The organism is Nonomuraea jiangxiensis (assembly GCF_900099965.1).
GTDB lineage: Bacteria > Actinomycetota > Actinomycetes > Streptosporangiales > Streptosporangiaceae > Nonomuraea > Nonomuraea jiangxiensis.
Genome location: NZ_FNDJ01000005.1, coordinates 361,712 through 383,758, shown reverse-complemented (window position 1 = coordinate 383,758; position 22,047 = coordinate 361,712). Strand labels below are relative to the sequence as shown.

15 protein-coding genes are annotated in these 22,047 nt (G+C 72.2%); 10 read left to right on the top strand and 5 right to left on the bottom strand.

The window, feature by feature from the left end:
* Positions 1-35 precede the first annotated feature (35 nt).
* Together BLS95_RS13905 and BLS95_RS13900 are read right to left on the bottom strand one after the other, a co-directional pair.
* Positions 36-1,223 (bottom strand): acetate/propionate family kinase, encoded by a 1,188-nt coding sequence (locus BLS95_RS13905; RefSeq protein ID WP_090931350.1) that lies wholly within the window; start codon positions 1,221-1,223, stop codon positions 36-38.
* Positions 1,199-3,502: a phosphoketolase family protein gene (locus BLS95_RS13900; protein ID WP_090931349.1), complete on the bottom strand. Its 2,304-nt coding sequence runs from the start codon at positions 3,500-3,502 to the stop codon at positions 1,199-1,201. Before BLS95_RS13900 ends, BLS95_RS13905 begins: the two co-directional genes overlap by 25 nt.
* 62 nt (positions 3,503-3,564) lie before the next feature.
* On the opposite strand from BLS95_RS13900, the gene BLS95_RS13895 reads away from it, so the two are divergent.
* From BLS95_RS13895 to BLS95_RS13875, 5 genes are all read left to right on the top strand, one after another.
* Complete coding sequence (locus BLS95_RS13895; protein WP_090931348.1) at positions 3,565-5,271, top strand: IlvD/Edd family dehydratase; 1,707 nt, start codon at positions 3,565-3,567, stop codon at positions 5,269-5,271.
* 79 nt (positions 5,272-5,350) lie between these two features.
* On the top strand, positions 5,351-7,000 hold the full coding sequence (pgi, locus tag BLS95_RS13890; RefSeq protein ID WP_245765051.1) for a glucose-6-phosphate isomerase: 1,650 nt from the start codon (positions 5,351-5,353) through the stop codon (positions 6,998-7,000).
* A gap of 1 nt (position 7,001) precedes the next feature.
* A complete protein-coding gene (gene zwf, locus BLS95_RS13885) occupies positions 7,002-8,393 on the top strand; it encodes a glucose-6-phosphate dehydrogenase (RefSeq protein WP_245765041.1) in 1,392 nt (463 codons plus the stop codon).
* A gap of 55 nt (positions 8,394-8,448) precedes the next feature.
* Positions 8,449-8,802 carry a GerW family sporulation protein gene (locus BLS95_RS13880; RefSeq protein ID WP_090931345.1) on the top strand — a complete coding sequence of 118 codons (354 nt, stop codon included), beginning with the start codon at positions 8,449-8,451 and terminating at the stop codon, positions 8,800-8,802.
* Positions 8,803-8,833: 31 nt separating this feature from the next.
* Positions 8,834-9,469, top strand: a complete 636-nt coding sequence (locus BLS95_RS13875; protein WP_090931466.1) for a LysE family translocator — start codon at positions 8,834-8,836, stop codon at positions 9,467-9,469.
* 6 nt (positions 9,470-9,475) lie between these two features.
* On the opposite strand, the gene BLS95_RS13870 is transcribed toward BLS95_RS13875, so the two are convergent.
* The 3 genes from BLS95_RS13870 to pulA all read right to left on the bottom strand — a co-directional run bounded on the left by BLS95_RS13870 (position 9,476) and on the right by pulA (position 13,855).
* A complete protein-coding gene (locus tag BLS95_RS13870) occupies positions 9,476-10,201 on the bottom strand; it encodes a VIT1/CCC1 transporter family protein (protein WP_245765040.1) in 726 nt (241 codons plus the stop codon).
* Positions 10,202-10,453: 252 nt separating this feature from the next.
* The gene (locus tag BLS95_RS13865) at positions 10,454-11,095 is read right to left on the bottom strand and encodes a hypothetical protein (RefSeq protein ID WP_245765039.1); all 642 of its coding nucleotides are present in this window, start codon (positions 11,093-11,095) and stop codon (positions 10,454-10,456) included.
* A 120-nt stretch (positions 11,096-11,215) separates the two neighbouring features.
* Positions 11,216-13,855, bottom strand: a complete 2,640-nt coding sequence (gene pulA, locus BLS95_RS13860; RefSeq protein WP_245765038.1) for a pullulanase-type alpha-1,6-glucosidase — start codon at positions 13,853-13,855, stop codon at positions 11,216-11,218.
* A gap of 325 nt (positions 13,856-14,180) precedes the next feature.
* On the opposite strand from pulA, the gene BLS95_RS13855 reads away from it, so the two are divergent.
* The 5 genes from BLS95_RS13855 to BLS95_RS13835 all read left to right on the top strand — a co-directional run bounded on the left by BLS95_RS13855 (position 14,181) and on the right by BLS95_RS13835 (position 22,043).
* Entirely contained in the window at positions 14,181-15,467 is a 1,287-nt protein-coding gene (locus tag BLS95_RS13855) for an extracellular solute-binding protein (protein ID WP_090931343.1), read from the top strand.
* A 3-nt stretch (positions 15,468-15,470) separates the two neighbouring features.
* The gene (locus tag BLS95_RS13850) at positions 15,471-16,472 is read left to right on the top strand and encodes a carbohydrate ABC transporter permease (protein WP_090931342.1); all 1,002 of its coding nucleotides are present in this window, start codon (positions 15,471-15,473) and stop codon (positions 16,470-16,472) included.
* Positions 16,469-17,371, top strand: a complete 903-nt coding sequence (locus BLS95_RS13845; protein ID WP_245765037.1) for a sugar ABC transporter permease — start codon at positions 16,469-16,471, stop codon at positions 17,369-17,371. Before BLS95_RS13850 ends, BLS95_RS13845 begins: the two co-directional genes overlap by 4 nt.
* 59 nt (positions 17,372-17,430) lie before the next feature.
* Positions 17,431-19,794, top strand: coding sequence for a hypothetical protein (locus BLS95_RS13840; protein ID WP_090931341.1), 2,364 nt, complete (start codon positions 17,431-17,433; stop codon positions 19,792-19,794).
* Positions 19,795-19,868: 74 nt separating this feature from the next.
* On the top strand, positions 19,869-22,043 hold the full coding sequence (locus tag BLS95_RS13835) for a hypothetical protein (protein ID WP_090931340.1): 2,175 nt from the start codon (positions 19,869-19,871) through the stop codon (positions 22,041-22,043).
* Positions 22,044-22,047 lie beyond the last annotated feature (4 nt).

The window sequence follows — 22,047 nt, the reverse complement described above, 5'->3', positions numbered from 1 at the left end:
GAATCCCGGCAAAAGTCATGAACCCCCGGCAACGGTCATGAGCCGTCGGCGTCGAGTAGTGCCAGGGCCTGGCAGGCGATCTCACCCTCCTCGTCCGTCGGGATGACCAGCACCGCCACCTCGCCGCCCGGAGGCGAGATCGCGCGCTCGGCCGTCGAGGCGGCCCGGTTGCGCGCCGGGTCGACCGCGATGCCGAGCCGGTCGAGCCCCGCCAGGGCGGCGGCGCGGGTGGCGGCGTCGTGCTCGCCCACCCCGCCGGTGAACACGATCGCGTCCACCCGCCCGAGCAGCGCGTAGTAGGCGCCCACGTACTTGCGGATGCGCCGGGTGTAGATCTCCAGGGCCAGCGCGGCCTCGGGGTCGTCGCGGGCGCGTACCTCCCGCATGTCGCCCGTCCCGGTCAGCGCCAGCAGGCCGCCGTGGCGGGCGAGCGCCTGCTCCACCTCCCGCGCGTCCAGCCCGTCCACCCGCGCCAGGTAGCCGGCCAGCGCCGGGTCGACGTCGCCCGAGCGCGTGCCCATGACCAGCCCCTCCAGCGGCGTCATGCCCATGGAGGTGTCCACGCTGCGCCCGCCCGAGATCGCCGTCGCGCTGGCGCCGTTGCCCAGGTGCAGCACGACCAGGTTCAACCCGGCCGGGTCGCGGCCGAGGAAGGCGGCGGCGCGGCGGGAGACGTAGGCGCAGGAGGTGCCGTGGAAGCCGAAGCGCCGCACGCCGAGCCGCTGCCGCCATTCGCGCGGCACCGCGTACGTGTACGCCGCCGGCGGCAGCGTGAGCTGGAACGCCGTGTCGAACACGGCCACCTGCGGCACCCCGGGAAAGGTCGTGCGCGCCACCCGGATCCCGGTGAGGTTGACCGGGTTGTGCAGCGGAGCCAGCGGTGCGAGCTCCTCGATGGCCCGGATCACCGCGTCGTCGACGACCACCGCCCCGGTGAACCTGGTGCCGCCGTGCACCACCCGGTGCCCTACCGCCACGGGGTCCAGCTCGGGCCCGGCCGCCTTGAACGCCTCCAGCACCGCGGCCAGCCCCTCGCCGTGCCCGGGGAAACGCGCCGCGTGCCGGTAGGGCGGCCCCTCGCCCGCGTGGTGGGTGAGCAGCCCCTGCTCCTCGCCGACGCGTTCGACCAGCCCCCTGGCGGGGCGGGCACGGCTGGCCGGATCGACCAGCTCGTACTTGATGGACGACGAGCCGGTGTTCAGGACGAGAATGTGGCCGGCCATGTCCACGTCCTGATCTCCGGCGGGTCCTCGCCGTGCTCCCTGGTGTAGGCGCGGGCCTCCAGCCGGGCGTCGGTCATCCGCTGGCGGAGGTGAGCCTGGTGGGAGCCGAGCCCTGGGACCCGGTCGATCACGTCGATCACCAGGTGGTAGCGGTCGATGTCGTTGAGCATGCACATGTCGAACGGCGTCGTCGTGGTGCCCTCCTCCTTGTAGCCGCGTACGTGCAGGTGCTGGTGGCCGTGGCGGCGGTAGGTGAGCTGGTGGATGAGAGACGGATAGCCGTGGAAGTTGAAGATGACCGGCTTGTCCGTGGTGAACAGCGCGTCGAACTCGGCGTCCGGCATGCCGTGCGGGTGCTCCGACGGCGTCTGCAGCCGCATCAGGTCCACCACGTTGACCACCCGGACCTTGAGCGCGGGCAGGTGCTCGCGCAGGATCGCGGCGGCCGCCAGCACCTCCAGGGTCGGCACGTCGCCCGCGCAGGCCAGCACCACGTCCGGGTCCTGGTCCTGGTCGGTGGAGGCCCACGGCAGGATGCCGAGGCCGCGCGTGTTGTGGGCGATGGCCTCGTCCATGGTGAACAGGTCGAGCACGGGCTGCTTGCCGGCCACGATGACGTTCACGTAGTCCCGCGAGCGCAGGCAGTGGTCACCGACGGACAGCAGCGTGTTCGCGTCCGGCGGCAGGTAGACGCGCACCACGGACGCCTTCTTGTTGACCACCACGTCCAGGAACCCCGGGTCCTGGTGGCTGAACCCGTTGTGGTCCTGCCGCCACACGTGCGACGACAGCAGGTACGTCAGCGACGCCACCGGCCGCCGCCAGGTGATCCGCTGGGAGGACTCCAGCCACTTGGCGTGCTGGTTGAACATGGCGTCGACGATGTGGATGAACGCCTCGTAGCAGTTGAACAGCCCGTGCCGCCCGGTCAGCAGGTAACCCTCCAGCCAGCCCTGGCACAGGTGTTCGCTCAGCACCTCCATCACCCGACCGTCCGCGGCCAGGTGCTCGTCGGTCGGCTCGACGGCGGCGTCCCACGCCCGGTCCGTGACCTCGAACACGTCCGTCAGCCGGTTCGACGCCGTCTCGTCCGGGCCCAGCAGCCGGAAGTTGCGCGGATTGGCGGCGATCACGTCGCGCAGCAGCCCGCCGAGCACCCGGGTGGGTTCGCTCGACTGCCCGGCCGGCGACTTGACCTCCACCGCCAGCGTGCGGAAGTCCGGCAGCCGCAGCGGCTTCAGCAGCTCCCCGCCGTTGGCGTGCGGGTTGGCGCTCATCCTGCGCGGGCCGCGCGGCACCGTGCGCCGGATCTCGCCGACCGGCCGCCCGTCCTCGCCGAACAGCTCCTCGGGCCGGTACGAGCGCATCCACTGCTCCAGCTGGGCCAGGTGCGAGGCGTCCTCGCGCACCCGGGGCAGCGGCACCTGGTGCGCCCGCCAGGTGCCCTCCACCGGTTTGCCGTCCACCTCGCGGGGGCCGGTCCAGCCCTTCGGCGTACGCAGGATGATCATCGGCAGCCGGTCGGCCCGGCCGTCGCGGTAGGCGGCGATCTCGTCGAAGACCGTGTCCAGGGTGCCGGCCATCTCCGCGTGGTCGGGGCCCACCAGGTGCGGGTGATAGCCGTACCCCTCCATGAGCTTGACCAGGTCCTCGAAGGGGATGCGGGCGAGGACGGTGGGGTTGGCGATCTTGTAGCCGTTCAGGTGGAGGATGGGCAGCACGACCCCGTCCCGCCGCCGGTTCACGAACTTGTTGGAGTGCCAGCTCGCGGCCAGCGGCCCGGTCTCGGCCTCCCCGTCGCCCACGATGCACGCCACCACCAGGTCCGGGTTGTCGAACGCGGCCCCGTAGGCGTGCGCGAGCGAGTAGCCCAGCTCGCCGCCCTCGTGGATGGATCCGGGCGTCTCGGGCGCGACGTGGCTGGGGATCCCGCCGGGGAAGGAGAACTGGCGGAACAGCAGCCGCATGCCCGCGGCGTCCTGCGAGACGTCCGGATAGCGCTCCGAGTACGTTCCCTCCAGCCAGGCGTGCGCCACCGCGGCGGGGCCGCCGTGGCCGGGGCCCGCGATGTAGATCATGTCCTGGTCGCGCTCGGTGATGATCCGGTTGAGGTGGGCGAAGCAGAAGTTCAGCCCGGGTGTGGTGCCCCAGTGGCCGAGCAGGCGGGGCTTGATGTGCTCCGGCCGCAACGGCTCTGTCAGCAGCGGATTGTCCAGCAGATAGATCTGCCCGACGGACAGGTAGTTCGCCGCCCGCCAGTACGCGTCGATGAGCTCCATGCCCTTGGTGCTTCCTCCCCCGGGCGTACTGAATCCCCAAAGCCCCCGATAAGGTGCCAAACATGGAATTGAGGAGTTCGCAGTGGTATTCGGGGAACGACCGCAACTCCTACATCCATCGGGCGTGGATGCGGCGAGGCCTGCCGCGTGAGGCGTTCGAGGGCGGCAGGCCGCACATCGCCATCGCCAACACCGCCTCCGACCTGACCCCCTGCAACTCCCACCTGAACGAGGTGGCCCAGCGCGTCATGAACGGCGTGTGGGAGGCCGGCGGCGTGCCGCTCAACCTGCCTGTCGTCTCCCTCGGCGAGACGAACGTACGCCCCACCGCGATGCTCTGGCGCAACCTGGCCGCCATGGCCACCGAGGAGATGCTGCGCGCCAACCCCATCGACGGCGTCGTGCTCCTCGGCGGCTGCGACAAGACCATCCCGTCGCTGCTCATGGCCGCCTCCTCCGTGGACCTGCCGGCCGTCGTGGTACCCGGCGGACCCATGCTGACCGGGCACTTCCGCGGCGCCCCGCTCGGCTGCGGCACCGACGTGTGGCGGCTCAGCGAGGAGGTACGCGCCGGCACGCTCTCCCGCGAGGCGTTCCTGGAGTCCGAGTCGTCCATGATCCGCAGCCGCGGCCACTGCAACACCATGGGCACCGCCTCCACCATGGCCTGCATGGCCGAGGCGCTCGGCATGACGCTGCCCGGCACCGCCGGCACCCCCGCCCCCGACAACCGCCTGCTCGAACGCGCCCACGAGACCGGGCGCCACGTCGTGGACCTCGTCAGGCAGGGCCGCCGCCCCAGCCAGGTCATGACCAAAGGCTCCTTCCGCAACGCCATCGTCACCCTGGCCGCGATCGGCGGCTCCACCAACGCCGTCGTGCACCTGCTGGCCATCGCCGGCCGGCTCGGCGTGGACCTGACCCTGGACGACTTCGACCGCATCGGCGCCGGGGTGCCGCTGCTGGTGGACCTCCAGCCGGCCGGGCGGCACCTCATGGACGACCTCTTCCGGGCCGGCGGGCTCGCCGCCGTGCTCAAGGAGGTCGAGGACCTGCTCGACCCCGAGGCGATCACCGTCACCGGGCGGCCGCTCGTCGAGCACCTGGCCGGGGCCGAGATCTGGGACGAGGACGTCATCCGGCGCCGCTCCGCCCCGCTGCTGCCCGACGCGGGCATCGCCGTGCTGCGCGGCAACCTCGCGCCCGGCGGCGCCGTGATCAAGCCCGCCGCCGCCTCGCCCGAGCTGCTGCGGCACCGCGGCCGGGCCGTGGTCTTCGACAGCGTCGAGGACGTCTACGCCCGGCTCGACTCGCCCGACCTGGACGTGGACGAGACGTCGGTGCTGGTGCTGCGCGGGTGCGGGCCCAAGGGGTATCCGGGCATGCCCGAGGTGGGCAACCTGCCGTTACCGGCGAAGTTACTGGCCAAGGGCGTACGCGACATGGTCCGCATCAGCGACGCCCGCATGAGCGGCACCGCGTACGGCACGGTCGTGCTGCACACCGCGCCCGAGGCGGCGGCCGGCGGGCCGCTGGCCAGGGTGCGCACCGGCGACCCGATCGTGCTGGACGTGCCCGCCAGGCGGCTCGACGTGGACGTGCCCGCGGCCGAGCTGGCCGCCAGGAAGCCCGTCACCACCGGCTACGCCGCCCCCACCCGCGGCTGGGAACGCCTCTACGTCGAGCACGTCACCCAGGCCGACCGCGGCGCCGACCTGGACTTCCTCATCGGGTCCAGCGGCGACCACGTGGGCCGGGAGTCCCACTGAGGCAAAGAGTCCTCCCCGCGGCGGGCGGAATGCGCTATCGGGGGTACGGGGTTACGGGACGATGGTGATCGGTTTGGCGATGCGAGGAGGAAAGAGCGTGAACGGCGACATCACCCAGAGCCATGAGTGGGCGGCCCTGGCCAAGCATTACGAGGAGTTGAAGGGCAGGCGGCTGCGCGAGCTGTTCGCCGAGGACCCCGCCCGCGCCGAGCGCATGACCGTGACCGCGGGCGACCTCTACCTCGACTACGCCAAACACCGTGCCACGCAGGAGACCATCGACCTGCTCGTGAGCCTGGCCGAGCGCGCGGGCCTGCGCGACAGGATCGAGGCCATGTTCCGCGGCGAGCACATCAACGTCAGCGAGGACCGCGCCGTCCTGCACGTCGCGCTGCGCCTGCCGCCGGACGCCGAGCTCGTCGTGGACGGGCAGGACGTGACGGCCGACGTGCACGCCGTGCTGGACAGGATGAGCGCCTTCGCCGACCGGGTCAGGTCGCGGGACTGGACGGGCGCCACCGGGCGGCCGATCGAGACCGTCGTCAACATCGGCATCGGCGGCTCCGACCTCGGCCCCGCCATGGCCTACGAGGCGCTGCGCGACTACGCCGACGCGGGCATCAAGGCCAGGTTCGTCTCCAACATCGACCCGGCCGACATCACCGGAAACCTCGCCGACCTCGACCCCGCGACCACGCTGTTCGTGGTCAGCTCCAAGACGTTCACCACGCTGGAGACGCTCACCAACGCCCGCGTCGCCCGCCAGTGGCTGGTCGACGCGCTCGGCCAGGACGCGGTCTCCCGGCACTTCGTGGCCGTCTCCACCAACGCCGGCAAGGTCGCCGAGTTCGGCATCGACCCCGACAACATGTTCGGCTTCTGGGACTGGGTCGGCGGGCGCTACTCCTTCGACGGCGCCATCGGCCTGTCCGTGATGATCGCCATCGGGCCCGAGCGGTTCCGCGAGATGCTCGCCGGCTTCCACGCCATGGACCAGCACTTCCGCACCGCGCCGTTCCAGGCAAACATGCCGGTCCTGATGGGCCTGCTCGGCATCTGGTACACCGACTTCTTCGGCGCCGAGACCCATGCCGTCCTGCCCTACAGCCAGCGGCTGCACCGCTTCCCCGCCTACCTGCAGCAGCTCACGATGGAGTCCAACGGCAAGTCCGTACGCGCCGACGGCACCCCGGTCACCGCCGACACCGGCGAGATCTTCTGGGGCGAGCCGGGCACCAACGGCCAGCACGCCTTCTACCAGCTGCTGCACCAGGGCACGCGGCTCGTGCCGGCCGACTTCATCGGCTTCGCCGAGCCGTTCGACGACCGCGCGGGCATGCACGACCAGCTCATCGCCAACCTGCTGGCCCAGACCTCGGCGCTGGCGTTCGGCAAGACCTCCGAGGAGATCGCCGCCGAGGGCACGCCGCCGGAGATCGTGCCGCACAAGGTGATGCCCGGCAACCGCCCCACCTCCACGATCCTCGCGCCCAAGCTGACCCCGTCCACGCTCGGCCAGCTCGTCGCCCTCTACGAGCACATCGTCTTCGTCGAGGGCACGATCTGGGGCATCGACTCCTTCGACCAGTGGGGTGTCGAGCTGGGCAAGAAGATGGCGCTCGACCTGGCGCCCGCGCTCACCTCCGAGGATCCGCCGGGCGATCTCCCTGACGCCTCCACCGAGCGGCTCGTCCGCAAATACCGGGAGCTGCGCGGAAGGCGGATCTGACGTGGGGCACGCATCGGGGGGCGTGGAAGACGCCGGCGCACTCGTCCTGTTCGGGGTCACCGGCGACCTGGCGCGCAAGATGGTCCTGCCGGCCCTCTACCGCCTGACCGCCGACAAGCGGCTCGACCTGCCGATCATCGGCGTGGCCAAGACCGACATGGACCTCGCGGCGCTGCGCGAGCACGTCCGCGAGGCCGTCGGCGCCGAGGTCGGCGACGCGGCGTTCAAGAAGCTGGCCGGCAATCTGCGGCTGGTCGCGGGCGACTACCGCGACCCGGAGACGTTCGCCGGGCTGCGTGACGAGGTGGCCGGCCTGGGCTTCCTGGTGCACTACCTGGCGGTGCCGCCGTCGCTGTTCGCGGTGGTCGCCGAGGGGCTGTCGGGGGTGGGGCTCAACCGCGAGGCGCGGCTGGTGGTGGAGAAGCCGTTCGGCCATGACCTCGCATCGGCCCGGGAGCTCAACGACCAGCTGCTGTGCCACTTCGACGAGGACCACCTGCGGCGGGTCGACCACTTCCTGGGCAAGGAGCCGGTCGAGGACCTCATGGTGTTCCGCTTCGCGAACACCCTGCTGGAGCCCATCTGGAACCGCAACCACATCCGCAGCATCCAGATCACCATGGCCGAGGACTTCGACGTCCGCGACCGCGGCGCCTTCTACGACGCCAACGGCACCATCCGCGACGTGGTGCAGAACCACCTGCTGCAACTGCTTGCCATCCTCGCGATGGACCCGCCGCCGTCCACCGACGCCCGCGCCCAGCTCGACGAGAAGTGGCGGGTGCTGCGCGCCGTCCAGGCCATCGACCCCTCCGACGTCGTACGCGGCCAGTACGCCGGCTATCTCGACACCGACGGCGTCCGCCCCGGCTCGACCACCGAGACCTACGTCGCCATGCGCGCCCACATCGACAACTGGCGCTGGGCCGGGGTGCCCTGGTGCATCCGCTCCGGCAAGGCGCTGCCCACCACCGACCTGGAGGTCGTCGCCGAGCTGCGCAGGCCGCCGGTGACGATGTTCCGCGGCGGCGCCGAGCCCGCCGGGCCCAACCTCATCAGGTTCCGGCTGCAGCCGGACGCCGGGGTGACGTTCGACCTGCTGGCCAAGGAGCCGGGCAAGCAGCACACCAGGCCGGTGCCGGTCAGCGTCGACTTCACCAAGGTGCTCGGGCCGATGGAGGCCGCCTACGTACGGATCCTGACCGACGCCCTCAGCGGCGATCCACGCAGGTTCGCCCGGTTCGACCTGGTGGACGAGTCGTGGCGGATCGTGCACCGGGTGCTCGACCTGCCCGAGCAGCCGCTGCCGTACGAGAAGGGGACCTGGGGGCCCGAGCCGGCGGCGAAGATCCCGCCGGGCGGGTGGCACGAGATCTCGACCACCTTCGACTAGCGAACGCCCGCGGGCGCCGGTGGCCAGGCGGGCGGCCGAGGGCGAGGATGGGGGGATGAACATCATGGAGCTCATGGAGCGATCGAAGGACGCCGCGACCGTCAAACGCGTCTTCGGCGAGCCGATCCAGCAGGGCGACGTCGTCGTCATCCCCGTCGCCCGGGTCGCTCAGGGCGGCGGGGGCGGTCAAGGTCAGGGCAGGGGGGAGAAGAACGAGGAGGGCACCGGCAGCGGCGGTGGGTTCGGGCTCAGCGCCACGCCCGCGGGCGTCTACGTGCTCAAGGACGGCGACGCTCACTGGCGGCCCGCCGTGGACGTCAACCGCATCGTGCTGGCCGGCCAGATCGTGGCCGTCGTGCTGCTGCTGACCCTGCGTTCTTTGATCAAGAAGCGCGGCCGCAAGCGCTGAGGCGTGGTGCCCGCCTCGTAAGGTGGACGCCATGACCTCTGTGACACAGATAGCCGCCTTCGGCGGTGTGGTGATGCTCGGCGCCATGTCACCCGGCCCGGACTTCGCGGTCGTCGTGCGCCGCTCGGCCGTGTCCGGGCGGCGTCACGGCATGGCGGCGGCGGCCGGGATCTCCGTGGGAGTGTTCGTCTGGGTGGCCGCCGCGGCCACCGGCGTCGCGGCGCTGCTGGCCGCCTCGGCGATGGCGTTCACCGTGGTGAAGGTGGTGGGCGCGGCCTACCTGTTCTACCTGGGGGCACGGGCGCTGCGCTCGGCCCTGCGCGGCGGCGGGAAGCCGGAGCTCGACCTGCCGGACCCGGGGCGGCGCAACGCCTGGGCCGCCTTCGCCGAGGGACTGCTGACCAACGTGCTCAACCCCAAGGCGGCCCTGTTCTTCGTGGCCCTCGTGCCCCAGTTCGTCGGCTCGGGGGCCCTGCTGGAGGACGCCCTGGTGCTGTCGCTGATCGCCCTGGCGGGGACCGTCGCCTGGTTCCTCGTCGTGGCCAACGTCGTCGGCGCGCTGCGCAGGCTGTTCACCAGGCCGGCCGTACGCAGGACGGTGGACGGCCTCACGGGAGCCGCCCTCATCGCCCTCGGCCTCAGGCTCGCCACCGCCACCCGTACGTGACCGGGCTCATGAGACGGCGACGCCGAGCAACTGCCCCAGCCCGAAGGTGACGGCCGCGGCCCCGACCCCCAGCACCAGCTGCCGCATCCCGCCCAGCCACCAGGGCCGGGCCGTCATCCGCGCCACCACCGCGCCGAACCCGAACAGCGCCACCACGCTCAGCACCAGCGCCACCACCAGCCCGGACGCCCCGAACAGGAACGGCGCCAGCGGCACCAGCGCCCCCGTGGCGAACGCGCAGAACGACGAGGCGGCCGCCACGTAGGGCGAGGGCAGGTCGTCCGGATCCACCCCGAGCTCCTCCCGCACGTGCACCCGGAGCGCCTGCTCGGGGTTGGCCGACAGCCCGGCGGCGACCTGGCGCGCGAGGTCCGGGTCCAGCCCCCGCGCCCGGTAGAGCGCCGCCAGCTCGGCCTGCTCGCCCTCGGGATCGCGGGCCAGCTCGCGCCGCTCGACGGCGATCTCGGCCCGCATCAGCTCGGTCTGCGACCTGACCGAGGTGTACTCCCCGGCCGCCATGGAACACGCCCCGGCGATCAGCCCCGCGAACCCGGCCACCACCGTCCCGCGCCCGGCCCCCGCCGCCCCCACGACCCCGGCGATCAACGCGAAGTTGGACACCAGCCCGTCCATCGCCCCGAACACCGCCGGCCGCAACCAGCCACCGGTGACGTCGCGGTGACGGTGATGCTTCTCGGCGGAGTACGGGCGGGTGAGCTCGATGGTCATCATGCCCTCCATATGCCGACCCTCGGCCAGCAAATGTAGACATATGCTCGTAAACCTCGCAACGCAGGACAGGCTTGCCTGACCTGCGTCTACTCGCGAGGCGCTGCCGTTCCCGCTCAGTCGCCCCCCTGGTCACACCGTCGCCAACTGGCTCAAGCTGCCCCAGCCCGGGGAGCGCACCGAGTTGATCGACGGAGGCCGGGGGACGCTACGAGCTCGCTGCCGCCCTGGCCGGCTCGCGGCGGACCCGGGTGGTCAGGCGTGGATCGGGGCCGGGGTGGTGGGGGTGGGCTGGGGGCCGCGGATCAGGGTGGCGCAGTCGGTGATGGTGTCCTCCAGGAGCTTGCGCAGCAGCGCGTCCGGGTCCGGGATGCAGGCCTGGACGATGCCCACGACCGCGAGTTGCACCGCGTTCGGGGCCGCGTACCGGCGGAAACCCTTCTCCGTGATCCGGGCCGCGCGGCTGAAGTGCCTGGCCTGCTCGGCCGCCTGCGGCACCTCCGCCATCGCCCGCCGGCTCTCCTCGCTGAACCGTCCCGACGGGGCCCCGTCGAGCCGGGCCAGCATCTCCTCCGCCGCCAGCACCGACACCGCCAGCGCGAGCTGGCGCTCGGCCGCCGCCACCGGCAGCGCCGTCGTGGCGCAGCGCAGCGCGATCCGCGCGTCCACCCGCAGGTCGTCGCTGGCCAGGCCGATGATGGACGGCACGAGCCGGACGAGCTTGGCCCGGCTCTCGTCGCTGGTGTTGTCGTTGACGAGGCGGGCGAGCGCGGCCAGCAGCGGGTGCGTGCACGCCGGATGGTCGCTCCACCGCTCCCCGGCCAGGTAGGAGGCCAGCTCCATGAAGCAGGCGCCGCGCTTGGGGTTGCGATGCCTGCCGCGGGACAGAACCGGCATGTGATCAAGGTGATTGTCCACGGATGCTCCACTGCTCCACGCGATAGCCGTCTATCCAGTCTGCGCCGATGTGCGCGCCGACGCCAGTGATGGGCGTCTTTCCTGTTGTTCCTTCCCCGGTCAGGACTGGACGAACACCGCGACCGTACGCGGCGGCACCGTGAGCGTGCCGGAGGCCGGGTCGAACGACGATCGGCGCACCACCGGATCGCCGGACCCGGCCTGTACGGGATGGAGCGCCACCGCCCGCCCGGCCAGCGACTCCATCGCCTGCGCGCAGGCCCAGGGCGTCGCGTTGAACACGACGGTGACCGACCTCCACCGCGGATCCAGGCCGGTCGTGTCCACGTGCATGGCGATCACGCCCTCCGCCGCGTCGGGGAACGTCAACCGCCGCCGCACCTCGGCGAGCGACCCCAGCGCGAAGGCGGGCGTCGAGGCCCGGATCCGCAGCAGCTCGCCGTACCTGGCCCGGGCGGCGTCGATGGCCGCGCAGTCGGGCAGCAGCGCCGGGTCGGCGAGCAGGGGCCGGGCGTAGGGCCATCTGTCCGCGTTGCCGGCCCGGGGCGGCAGTCCGGCGCCGAAGCCGTTGCCGGCCGCGCAGTCCCACAGCAGCCGGTTGAACCAGTCGCCGGAGTCGTAGGAGTTGCGGTCGAGCGACTTCGACCGCAACCGCTCGCTGCCCGCGTGCACGAACGTCGTCCCCTGCGCCAGCACCGCCGTGGCCAGCGACAGCGCCTGCATGCGCACCCGGTCGGCCATCGGCGTGTCCTGCGGCAGCTTGTAGGCCAGCGCGTCGAACAGCGTCTCGTTGTCGTGCGCGTCCACGTACGTCACCGCCTCTCCGGGCGCGGCCGTGTAGCCCGCGGGCGAGCCGTTGTAGTCGATCTCCGAGCCCTTCTTCCCGGAGGGCAGTACGTAGTCGCGCAGGTTACCGGTCAGGCCCACCTTGATCAGGTCGGTGTAGTACGCCAGCCGGGCCCGCTGCTGCTCGGCCGTGCCGTTGGCCGGCGCCCCGTTGGGCGCCCCCGCCAGGCCGGAGCCGAACCCCTGCACGCGCGGGTCGGCGTCGAACGGGCCGCCTCCGCGCACCGCGTCCCGCAGCCGGTCGGTGAACGTGCCGATGCCGGTGCCCGCCAGGTTCGCCTGCGTGGCCTGCTCGAAGCGGGCGTCGTTCGCCACCTCGCCGAAGTTCCAGCCCTCGCCGTACAGGATGATCGACGGGCCGTCCACGCCGTCCCTGGCCACGGTCAGCGCGTCGAGGGCGCGGCGGACGGCGAGGATGTTGGCCTTCGGGTGGTGGCCCATGAGGTCGAAACGGAAGCCGTCGATCTTGTACTGGCGGGCCCAGGTGACGACCGAGTCGACGATCAGCCGGCCCATCATGGCGTGCTCGGGCGCGGTGTTGGGGCAGCAGGTGGAGGTGGCCACCGTGCCGTCCTCCAGCAGCCGGTGGTAGTAGCCGGGCACGATCGGGTCGAGCACGCCGGTGGAGTGGGTGTGGTTGTAGACCACGTCCATCACCACGCGCAGCCCCGCCCGGTTGAGCCCGGCGACCATGCCCCTGAACTGCCGGGTCCGCTCGTCCGGGTCCGTCGCGTAGGAGCCCTCCGGCACGGTGTAGTGCAGCGGGTCGTACCCCCAGTTGAAGGAGTCGGTCGCGGCCGTGCGCGCCACGCACTCCTGCTGCCGCTCGGAGTCGGGCGGCAGGGCCGCGAGGTCGCAGTCCGGCTCGGTACGGTCCGCCGCGCGCTCGGGGACCGTGGCGAAGTCGAACACCGGCAGCAGGTGCACGTGCGTCAGCCCGTCCGCGGCCAGCCCCCGCAACTCGCGCATCCCGGCCGAATCCCCGGCAGCGTCCCCGGAGAAGGCCGCATATGTGCCGCGCCGCCCGGCCGGGACGCCGGCGTCGGAGGCGGAGAAGTCGCGCACGTGCAACTCGTAGATCGAGGCCCGCTCCTGGGGCACGGCCGCGGGCTTGGCCAGCCGGTCCCAGCCGGGCGGCTTGAGCGCGGCGCTGTCCAGGCTGACCAGCCTGCTGCGTGTCCCGTCCGGGGCGACGGCCAGGCTGTAGGGGTCGGTGACCTCGTTCGTGACGACCCTGCCGGCCGCGGGGGAGTAGACGGTGACCAGGAACGTGTACTCGCGTCCCATCCAGGTGGGCAGCCCGCGGAACGACCAGATGCCGGTCCGGTCGTCGCGCCGCATCGGGTGGACCGTGCGCGAGCGCCCGTACAGGGCCAGCTCCACCCGCCGCGCGGTCGGCGCCCACAACGCCAGCCTGGGGACCACCCGACCGGCCGGGCCGAGCGGGGCGGTGGCCGCCGCGGCGTACAGGTCGTCGAGCACGCCGGGGATCTGCACGCCCGTCGCGGCCCGCAGCCCGCCCTCGGCGTCCCGGGCCACGGCCACGACCTGGCCGCGCAGTGCCTGCCGCACCAGGCCGGCGTCGCGCCGGTCGACCTTCAGCGCGGTGTACCCGGCCAGGTGGGGCCAGCGGCTTCGCTGCTCCTCGCTGAGCGTGCCGGGGGCCAGCCTGACGATGCGCGGGTGCCCCGTCAGCTCGCCGGAGGCCCCGACGGCGATGCCCCCGTCGGGGCTGAAGGCGAGCGTGTGCCGCAGGGCGGGGTCGGTCTGCCAGACCACCGTGTCGCGGTCGATCCAGTGGGCCCTGGCCTCGGCCCGCCCGGCGGGCGCGCCGGTCCGCTCACCCTGGTCGATGACGTGGCTCAGGCTCGTCGCCCCCTCGGCGCGTGGCACCCCAAGGTCGTTCCCCGCTGGGGGGCGGTGAAGCGCGACGGCGGCCCCGTGGCTTTGCAACGCTTGCTGGAAATTTCTGCAACAGTCCAAACGGCTTCCTGGCCCGTACGTCGATGGACGCGCCGCCGGACGCGGAGCACAATGCGGAGAAGTCCATCATGACCTGCGGAAACGGCAAAATCCGCAGGCCGCGAGACCGTCCGGGGCACGCGGATGGATCAATGTAACAACTTGCAGAAACCTTGCGTCCTGATCTATCGATCGGGGTCACGTCGGCGTAATCTCCGGCGTACCCCGACCTCCGGCCAGCAGTGAGGAAAAGGACATGCGACGACTCTTACCGGCCGTTGCGGCCGTCGCGGCATTGACCCTGACGATCTCCGCGTGCGGCGGCGGTGGCGAGAGCGCGGGCACCGCCCCGACCGTTTCCGACCCGTCGCAGATCAAGGGCGAGGTGACGTGGTGGGACACGACGCGCCCGGACAGCGAGGGGCCGACGTTCCAGGCGTTGATCAAGGAGTTCCAGGCACAATATCCGCAGATCAAGGTCAACTATGTGAACGTGCCGTCGGACCAGGCACAGAACCAGTTCCAGACCGCGGCCCAGGCCGGGTCGGGGGCGCCGGACGTGATCCGCTCCGAGGTGGCCTGGACCTCGCAGTTCGCCTCGCTGGGCTACCTGCAGCCGCTGGACGGCACCCGCGCGGTGGACCGGCCGGACGACTTCCTGCCAGGACCGCTGTCCAGCACCAAGTTCAACGGCAAGACCTACGCGGTGCCGCAGGTGACCGACACGCTGGCGCTGATCTACAACAAGCGGCTGCTGAAGGAGGCCGGCCACGACGCGCCGCCGGCCACGGTCGCCGAGCTGAAGCAGACCGCCCTGGACGTCAAGGCCAAGACCGGCGCGGCCGGGCTCGCGCTCAACGTGGACTCCTACTTCCTGCTGCCGTTCATCTACGGTGAGGGCGGCGACCTGCTGGACGTGCCGAACAAGAAGATCGTGGTCAACTCCCCGGCGAACGCAAAGGCCATCCAGACCGTGGCCGACCTCATCAGCTCCGGCGCCGCGCCCAAGCCCGCCACCACGGACAGCTACGCCAACGCCATGACCGCCCTCAAGGAGGGCAAGGCGGCGATGATCTACAATGGCCCGTGGGCCCTGTCGGAGATCTACCAGGGCAAGGAGTTCCAGGACAAGGCCAACCTGGGCATCGCCCCCGTGCCCGCCGGGTCGGTCAAGGCCGGCGCGCCCACCGGCGGCTGGAACCTGGCGATCTACGCCGGGTCGAAGAACATCCCGGCGGCGTACGAGTTCGTCCGGTTCATGACCACGGTCCAGGCCCAGGCGAAGATCGCCAAGGAGATCAGCCTGCTCCCCACCCGTACCTCCGCCTACGCCGACCCCGCCGTCCAGGGCAACGCGGACGTGGCCGTGTTCAAGCCGATCATGGACACCGCCGTGCCCCGCCCGTGGATCCCCGAGGGCGGCCAGCTGTTCCAGCCGCTGCTGGAGGGCTACCAGGCACTCGTCGGCGGCGAGTCCACCCCCACGGACATGCTCAAGAAGGTCTACGAGCAGTATCGCGGGATCATGAAGGACTGGAGCTGAGCGGTGGCGGTCTCCACCGGAGGCGTGCCGGCCGCGAGCGAGTCCGCCCGCGGCCGGCGCCATGACGGGCGCCCCGACAGGCAGGGCCCGCTGCGGCGGTCGATGTCCACCCACTGGTACGCCTGGGCGATGATCGCACCGGCGATCGTCGTCATGCTGGTCCTGATCGGCTGGCCGCTGGTGTGGGGGGTGTACCTGTCGCTGACGGACGCGACCGAGGCCACCATCGGCCGCACCATCGGGGTGAACGTCATCCCCGCCACGTACGAGTTCGTCGGCCTGGACAACTACGTGCAGATCCTGACCAGCAGCCTGTTCTGGGACAAGCTGCTGTGGACCGTCATCTGGACGGTCGCCTGCGTGGGCCTGCACTACGGCATCGGACTGGGCCTGGCCGTGATGCTCAACCGCAAGCTCCGCCTCCGCTCCCTCTACCGGGTGCTGCTGATCCTGCCCTGGGCCGTCCCGGCGTTCGTGGCCGCCTTCATCTGGCGCTACCTCTACAACAGCGACTACGGCGTGATCAACGGCTTCCTGAAGCTGGCCGGCCTGTCGGGGGTGGGCTGGCTGGACGACCCGACCACCGCCAAGATCGCGGTGATCGCGGTGAACGTCTGGCTCGGCGTGCCCTTCATGATGGTCGCCCTGCTCGGCGGCCTGCAGTCGATCCCCGCCGAGCTCTACGAGGCCGCCGAGGTGGACGGCGCATCCCCCTGGCAGCGGTTCGCCTCGATCACGCTGCCCGGCCTGCGGCAGGTGTCCGGCACCGTGGTCCTGCTCGGCACGATCTGGACGTTCAACATGTTCCCCATCATCTTCCTGATCACCGGGGGCGGGCCGGGCAGCGAGACCGAGATCCTGGTCACCTACGCCTTCCGCGAGGCCTTCACCGGGATCCGCGACTACGCCGGCTCGGCCGCCTGGGGCGTGATCATCCTGGCCATGCTCGTCGTGCTCGCCCTCGGCTACCGCCGCACCCTGCGCTCCCAAGGAGACCCCTGGTGACCTCCCCGGTGCACACCGTCCGCACGCCGCCCCCGACGTCGCCCCGCACGTCGCCCCGTGCGCGCCCGCGCGGCGAGCGCGGCCCGCTGGCCTCCGTCGGGCTGCACGCGGGGCTGCTGATCGCGGTGGCGATCTCCCTGTTCCCGGTCGCCTGGCTGGTGCTGACCTCGCTCAAACCGCGCAACGGCTGGTTGTCCACGGAGCTGCGGTTCTTCAACGACCCCTCGCTCGACAACTACGTCCGGGTGCTGACCGGCACCGAGTTCCCGCAGTGGCTGCTCAACAGCGTGCTGACCGCCGGGCTCACCATGGTGCTCGGCGTCTTCCTGGCGGCCAGCACCGGCTACGCGGTCAGCAGGTTCCGCTTCCCCGGCCACCGGGCGACGATGTGGCTGCTGCTGGTCACCCAGATGTTCCCGGTGGCCATCCTCATCGTGCCGCTGTTCAACCTGATGGCCCGGCTGGGGCTGCTCAACCAGATCCCGGGCCTGGTGATCGCGTACATGACGATCGCGGTGCCGTTCTGCGCCTGGATGATGAAGAGCTACTTCGACACCGTGCCGATCGAGATCGACCAGGCCGCGATGGTGGACGGGCTGACCCCGTTCGGCGCCTTCTGGCGGGTCGTGCTGCCGCTGGCCCGGCCGGGGGTCGCGGTGACCGCCTTCTACTGCTTCATGACGGCCTGGGGAGAGGTGGGCTACGCCACCGTGTTCATGACCCAGGAGGACAAGCGCACCCTGGGTGTCGGGCTGCAGCAGTTCGTCGGCCTGCACTGGTCCGACTGGGGCCTGATGACGGCCTCGGCCGTGCTCATCGCGCTCCCGGCCGGGGCGGTCTTCCTGCTGGTCCAGCGCCACCTCGTCACCGGGCTCACCGCGGGCGCCACAAAAGCCTGACCATATCCGCAGGGCAATAGCTCGATCACTGTACGTGACAGGCGTTGGATCCTGATGACATGGACGGATTCCTGGACGAGACCCGCGGAGGTGTGACCGAGCTACGCGTACACGGCGCTTCCGGCACCCCGCCGGCGGGCATCCTCAACCACCCCCACCCCCGGCTCGTCGCCGGTGATGGCACCACGGGCTTCTACCGGCGCTGGTGGGCCGCCGGGCCGCCGGCCGGCGACCACGCGGACGTGCCGGACAGCCACCACCGGGAGGCCTACGCGTGGGGTGGCCTCACCTCCGGCGGCCGGGCGATCGCGCTGTGGCTCCTGCTGCTGCCGTTCTCGCTGGCCAACGTGTCGTACTTCATGCTGCCCCGGCCGCCGGGCGGGACCCGGCTGCGGCACGCCACGGAGGCCGCGCTGCGGCTGTTCGCCCTGCTGCTCACCGGGACGCTCGTCGGCGCCGTCACCCGGGCCAGCGTGGACCTCGTCGGCTGGCAGTGCACCGCCGCCGGCCGCGCCTGCACCCGGGAGTCCGCGCCCGGCTGGGTGCACTGGCTGGGCACATTGTGGGGGGACGAGCCGTCGAAGCGGCTGGCGGTCACCGCGCTGGTGCCGCTGCTGCTCGTCGCCCTGCTATGGTGGCTCGCCCGGCGCACCTGGAGCCGCGACGAGCGCACGGTCCCACCCCTGGTCGGCGGCATCCGGAGCGAGCACCCGCCCGCCGGCCAGGACGAGCCCGGTGGTCGGGGCGAGCCCGGGGCCGGTCCGTCCGGGGGTCACGGTGAAGGGGCGGGCGGTCCGTCCAGTGGCGTCCGGAGCGGGGTGCTGCTGGCGCGGCCCCGGTTGTGGCACGGCGGCGCGCCGGTGTGGCGGCTGCGGGTCGTGCACGTCTGCTTCGCGCTCGCCTCGATCGGGCTGGCCGTGTCCGCCCCCTTCACCGGCACCCCGCGCGGCCTGATGCTGACCGTCGCCAACGCGGGCCTGCAACTCGCCGCCGCGGGGCTGGCCGCGCTGCCGTCGATCGCCCGGCGGATGGACCCGCACTCCAGCGAGTCGGTGCCCCGGTGGCTGTCGCCGGCCTGCCAGGCGTTGCGCGCGGCCACGCTGGCCGTGCTCGCCCTCACGATCGGGCTGGCCCTGGCCGGGATGCCCGCGCAATCGGCGGCGCGGCAACTTCCCGACATCGGATTTGGAGCGTTCCACATCGCGTTCACCATCGCACTCGGGCTGTTCGTCCTGGTCACCACCGGCGTGCTGGCCCGCAGGGACCGGGGCGAGTCCGCGCGGCGGCCGCTGTGCGGGATGGGCGCCTGGTTCGTGCTGATGGCGGCCGCGGGCTGCGCCAACGGGCTGTCGCTCGGCGTGCTGTTCTGGACCGCCACGTTCTTCGGCGCCCCCGCCACCCCGGCCGCGCCGGACCCGCTCGACGGCAGGCTCTTCCTCGACGCCCCGTTCTGGTGGACGGCGGCCCTGGTGCCGCTGCTGGGGGCCGGGTTCGCCGCCGTCGCGCTCGTCCTGTGGCTGATCCGGGGCAGCCACGCGCGCCGGCTCGTCCCCGAGCTGCGGCCGTACTACGGCGAGCGCGACTGCGTCACGGTCGCGCGCATGTGGTCGCTGGCCGCGCTCACCGACCGGGCCGGGCTGGCGCTCGGGGTGCTCACCGGGATCGGGGTGGCCGGAACCCTGGCCGTGACCGTGATCGACCGGTTCGGGCTGTTCACCCCGGACGGGGGGCTCGCGGGGCTGCTCGCCACCGTCGGGAGCTGGGCCACCACCGCCTTCGTCGTCGGACTGGTGGTGCTGGGCCGGCGGACGTACCGCGATCCGCGGCTGCGCAGGACGATCGGCATCGTGTGGGACGTGGCCACCTTCTGGCCCAGGGCCGTGCACCCGCTGGCGCCGCCCTGCTACACCGAACGCGTCGTCCCCGAGCTGATCGCCCGCGTCGGCGACCTGGCCGAGACCGACCGGGACGAGGTCGTGCTGTCCGGACACAGCCAGGGCGCCGTCATCGCCGCCGCCCTGGTGCCGCAGCTGGGGCCCGAGCTGCGCCCCCGGGTGCGGCTGCTCACCCACGGCTCGCCGCTGCGCCGCCTGTACGCCGCCTTCTTCCCCGCCTACTTCGGCGACGACGGCCTGTCCGCCGTGCGTACCGCCGTGTCCTGGTGCAACCTCTACCGGCTCAGCGACCCGATCGGCGGACCGGCGTTCCGGCGGGTCGATCCGCTCGCCGCCGGGAAAGCCGCCCCAGGACCGGCCGTCGCGGACGCGGCCAACGGGGACGACGTGGACGAGTTCTGCTGGGATCCGTTGCCGGCCAGGCCCGGCCGGCCGCTGCCGATGGCCCGCTGGCATTCGGACTACTGGCTCGAACCCTCCTACGATGCCGCACTGGCCCGACTGATCGTCGTGAAACCCGCCGTCTAGAACGGCCCGCCCTGTAGGGTTTCGGGGACTCGAAGACCTTTCCGCAGGGAACACGGGGGCCGACGGTGAGATGGGTGCTGCTACTGCTGGTCGCGTCGGGGCTGTGGTGGGCGGCACCGCCGGTCCACGCGGAGGCCCGCGCGGCCGAGGCGGGGCGGGTCGCGTTCATCGGGGTGCCGGGCCTGCTGTGGTCGGACGTCAACGCCCAGGACACGCCGCGCCTGTGGCGGCTGGCCGGGGAGAGCGGGCTCGGCTCGGTCTCGGTCAAGACCGTGGGCACCCTGGCCTGCCCCTACGACGGGTGGCTGACCGTGTCGTCGGGCGTGCGCTCGGCCGTCGGGCAGCGCTGCGGGCTGCCGCCCGAGCCGGTCGCGCAGGGCGCGGGGGCGGTCGTCACCGACGTGTCCTGGCTGCACACCACCCGTGACGGCACCTACGCGGGCACGCTCGGCGAGGCCGTGCACGCCGCCGGCCAGTGTACGGCCGCCGTGGGCAGGGGCGCGGCGCTGGGCCTGGCCGACCGGGCGGGCAAGGTCGACCTGTACGCGAGCGAGCCCGGCGGGCTGACCGACTGGTCGCGGTGCCGGGTGCTGGCGGTGGACGTGGACACGCTGGTGCGGCCGTACCTGGTGGACGGCAAGCTGCCCCAGGAGCCGGAGCCGCTCGCGCCGGAGCGGCGGCGGGCCCTGGCGCGCGAGGCCGACGCCCGGATCGGCACGGTGCTGGACCGGCTGCCCGCCGGCACGGAGATCGTGCTGGCCGGGATCAGCGACCACGGCTCCGTGCCGCACCTGCGGGTGGCGATGTGGAAGCGCGCGGCCACGCCCTCCGGTGAGGCGGCCGGTGAGGTGTCCGGGCCGGCCGTCGGGACGAACTCCACCCGAAGAGACGATCTGGTCGTCCTGCCCGACATCACGCCCACGGTTCTCGCCGCCGCCGGCATCGCGGCCCCCCCGACCGTCGTCGGCCAGCAGTGGCGGCTCGGCCCCACCACGACCCCCGCCGACCTGCGCAGGGACGACCTGGCGGGAGTGTCGGTGCGCGGCGCCACGGGGGTGTTCTTCACCTCGTTCGCCGTCGTCCAGGTGAGCTTCTACGTGCTGGCCTACTTCCTGCTGTCGCGCCGCCGGCGGCTGCGGCTGATCGGCTCGGCCGCCATCGTGCTCGCTGCGATGCCCGTCTCCACCTACGCGGTCAACCTGCTGCCGTGGGACCGCAGCCCGTACCTCATCCCGACGGCGGTCGCCGGGGTGCTGGCGATCACGGCGCTCATCGCCACGATCGCGCTGTGCGGTCCATGGCGGCGGGACCCGCTCGGGCCACCCGCCGCGGTGGCCGTCATCACCGCCGCCATCCTGGTGGGGGACCTGCTGACCGGGACGACGTTGCAGTTCAACAGCCTGATGGGCTACACGGCCGTGGTCGGCGGGCGCTACTACGGGCTGGCGAACATCCCGTTCGCGCTGCTGGCCACCTCCGTGCTGACGGGCACCGCCATCGTCGCCGAGCACCTCGTACGCGCCGGGCGCCAGAAGGCCGCGGTCGCCGTCGTGGTGGGCCTCGGCGTGATCGCGATGCTGCTGGCGGGCTGGCCAGGGGTGGGCAGCGACTTCGGCGGCGTGATCGCGTTCGTGCCGGGCATCGCCGTGGTCGCGCTGCTGGTGGCCGGCCGGCGGGTGTCGCTGCTGAAGCTGGCCGGGTTCTGCGTGCTGGGCGGCGTGCTGGTGTCGGCCATCGCGGTGCTCGACTTCCTGCGGCCGCCGGCCACGCAGACGCACCTGGGCAGGTTCGTGGGCCAGGTGATCGACGGGACGTTCCTGCCCATGATCGGGCGCAAGCTCGGCGCCATGCTCAACACCATGCTCTCGCCGAACCTCATGCCGATCGTGCTGGCCGGGATGATCTTCCTGGTGTTCGCGGTGCTGCGGCCGGGCAAGGTGAGCGCGGGCGCGGTGCCCAGGGCGTTCACGCAGGCGCCCATGCTGCGGGCCGGGCTCATCGGCGCCCTGGTCAGCGGGGTGATCGGCATGCTGGTCAACGACTCGGGCACGGCCGTGCTGTCCATGGTGGTGGCGCTGTCGGTGCCGCTGGTGCTGCACGCCGGGGTACGCGCCATGGCCTCGGGCGACGCGCCGGAGCAGGCGGAGCGGTCCGGCACGCCGGAGCCGTCCGGTTCGGGAGGGTCGCCGGAATCGCCGGGGTCGCCGGGGTCGCCGCCGCCGGGGGATCTGCAGCCCTCCAAGATCTGAAATT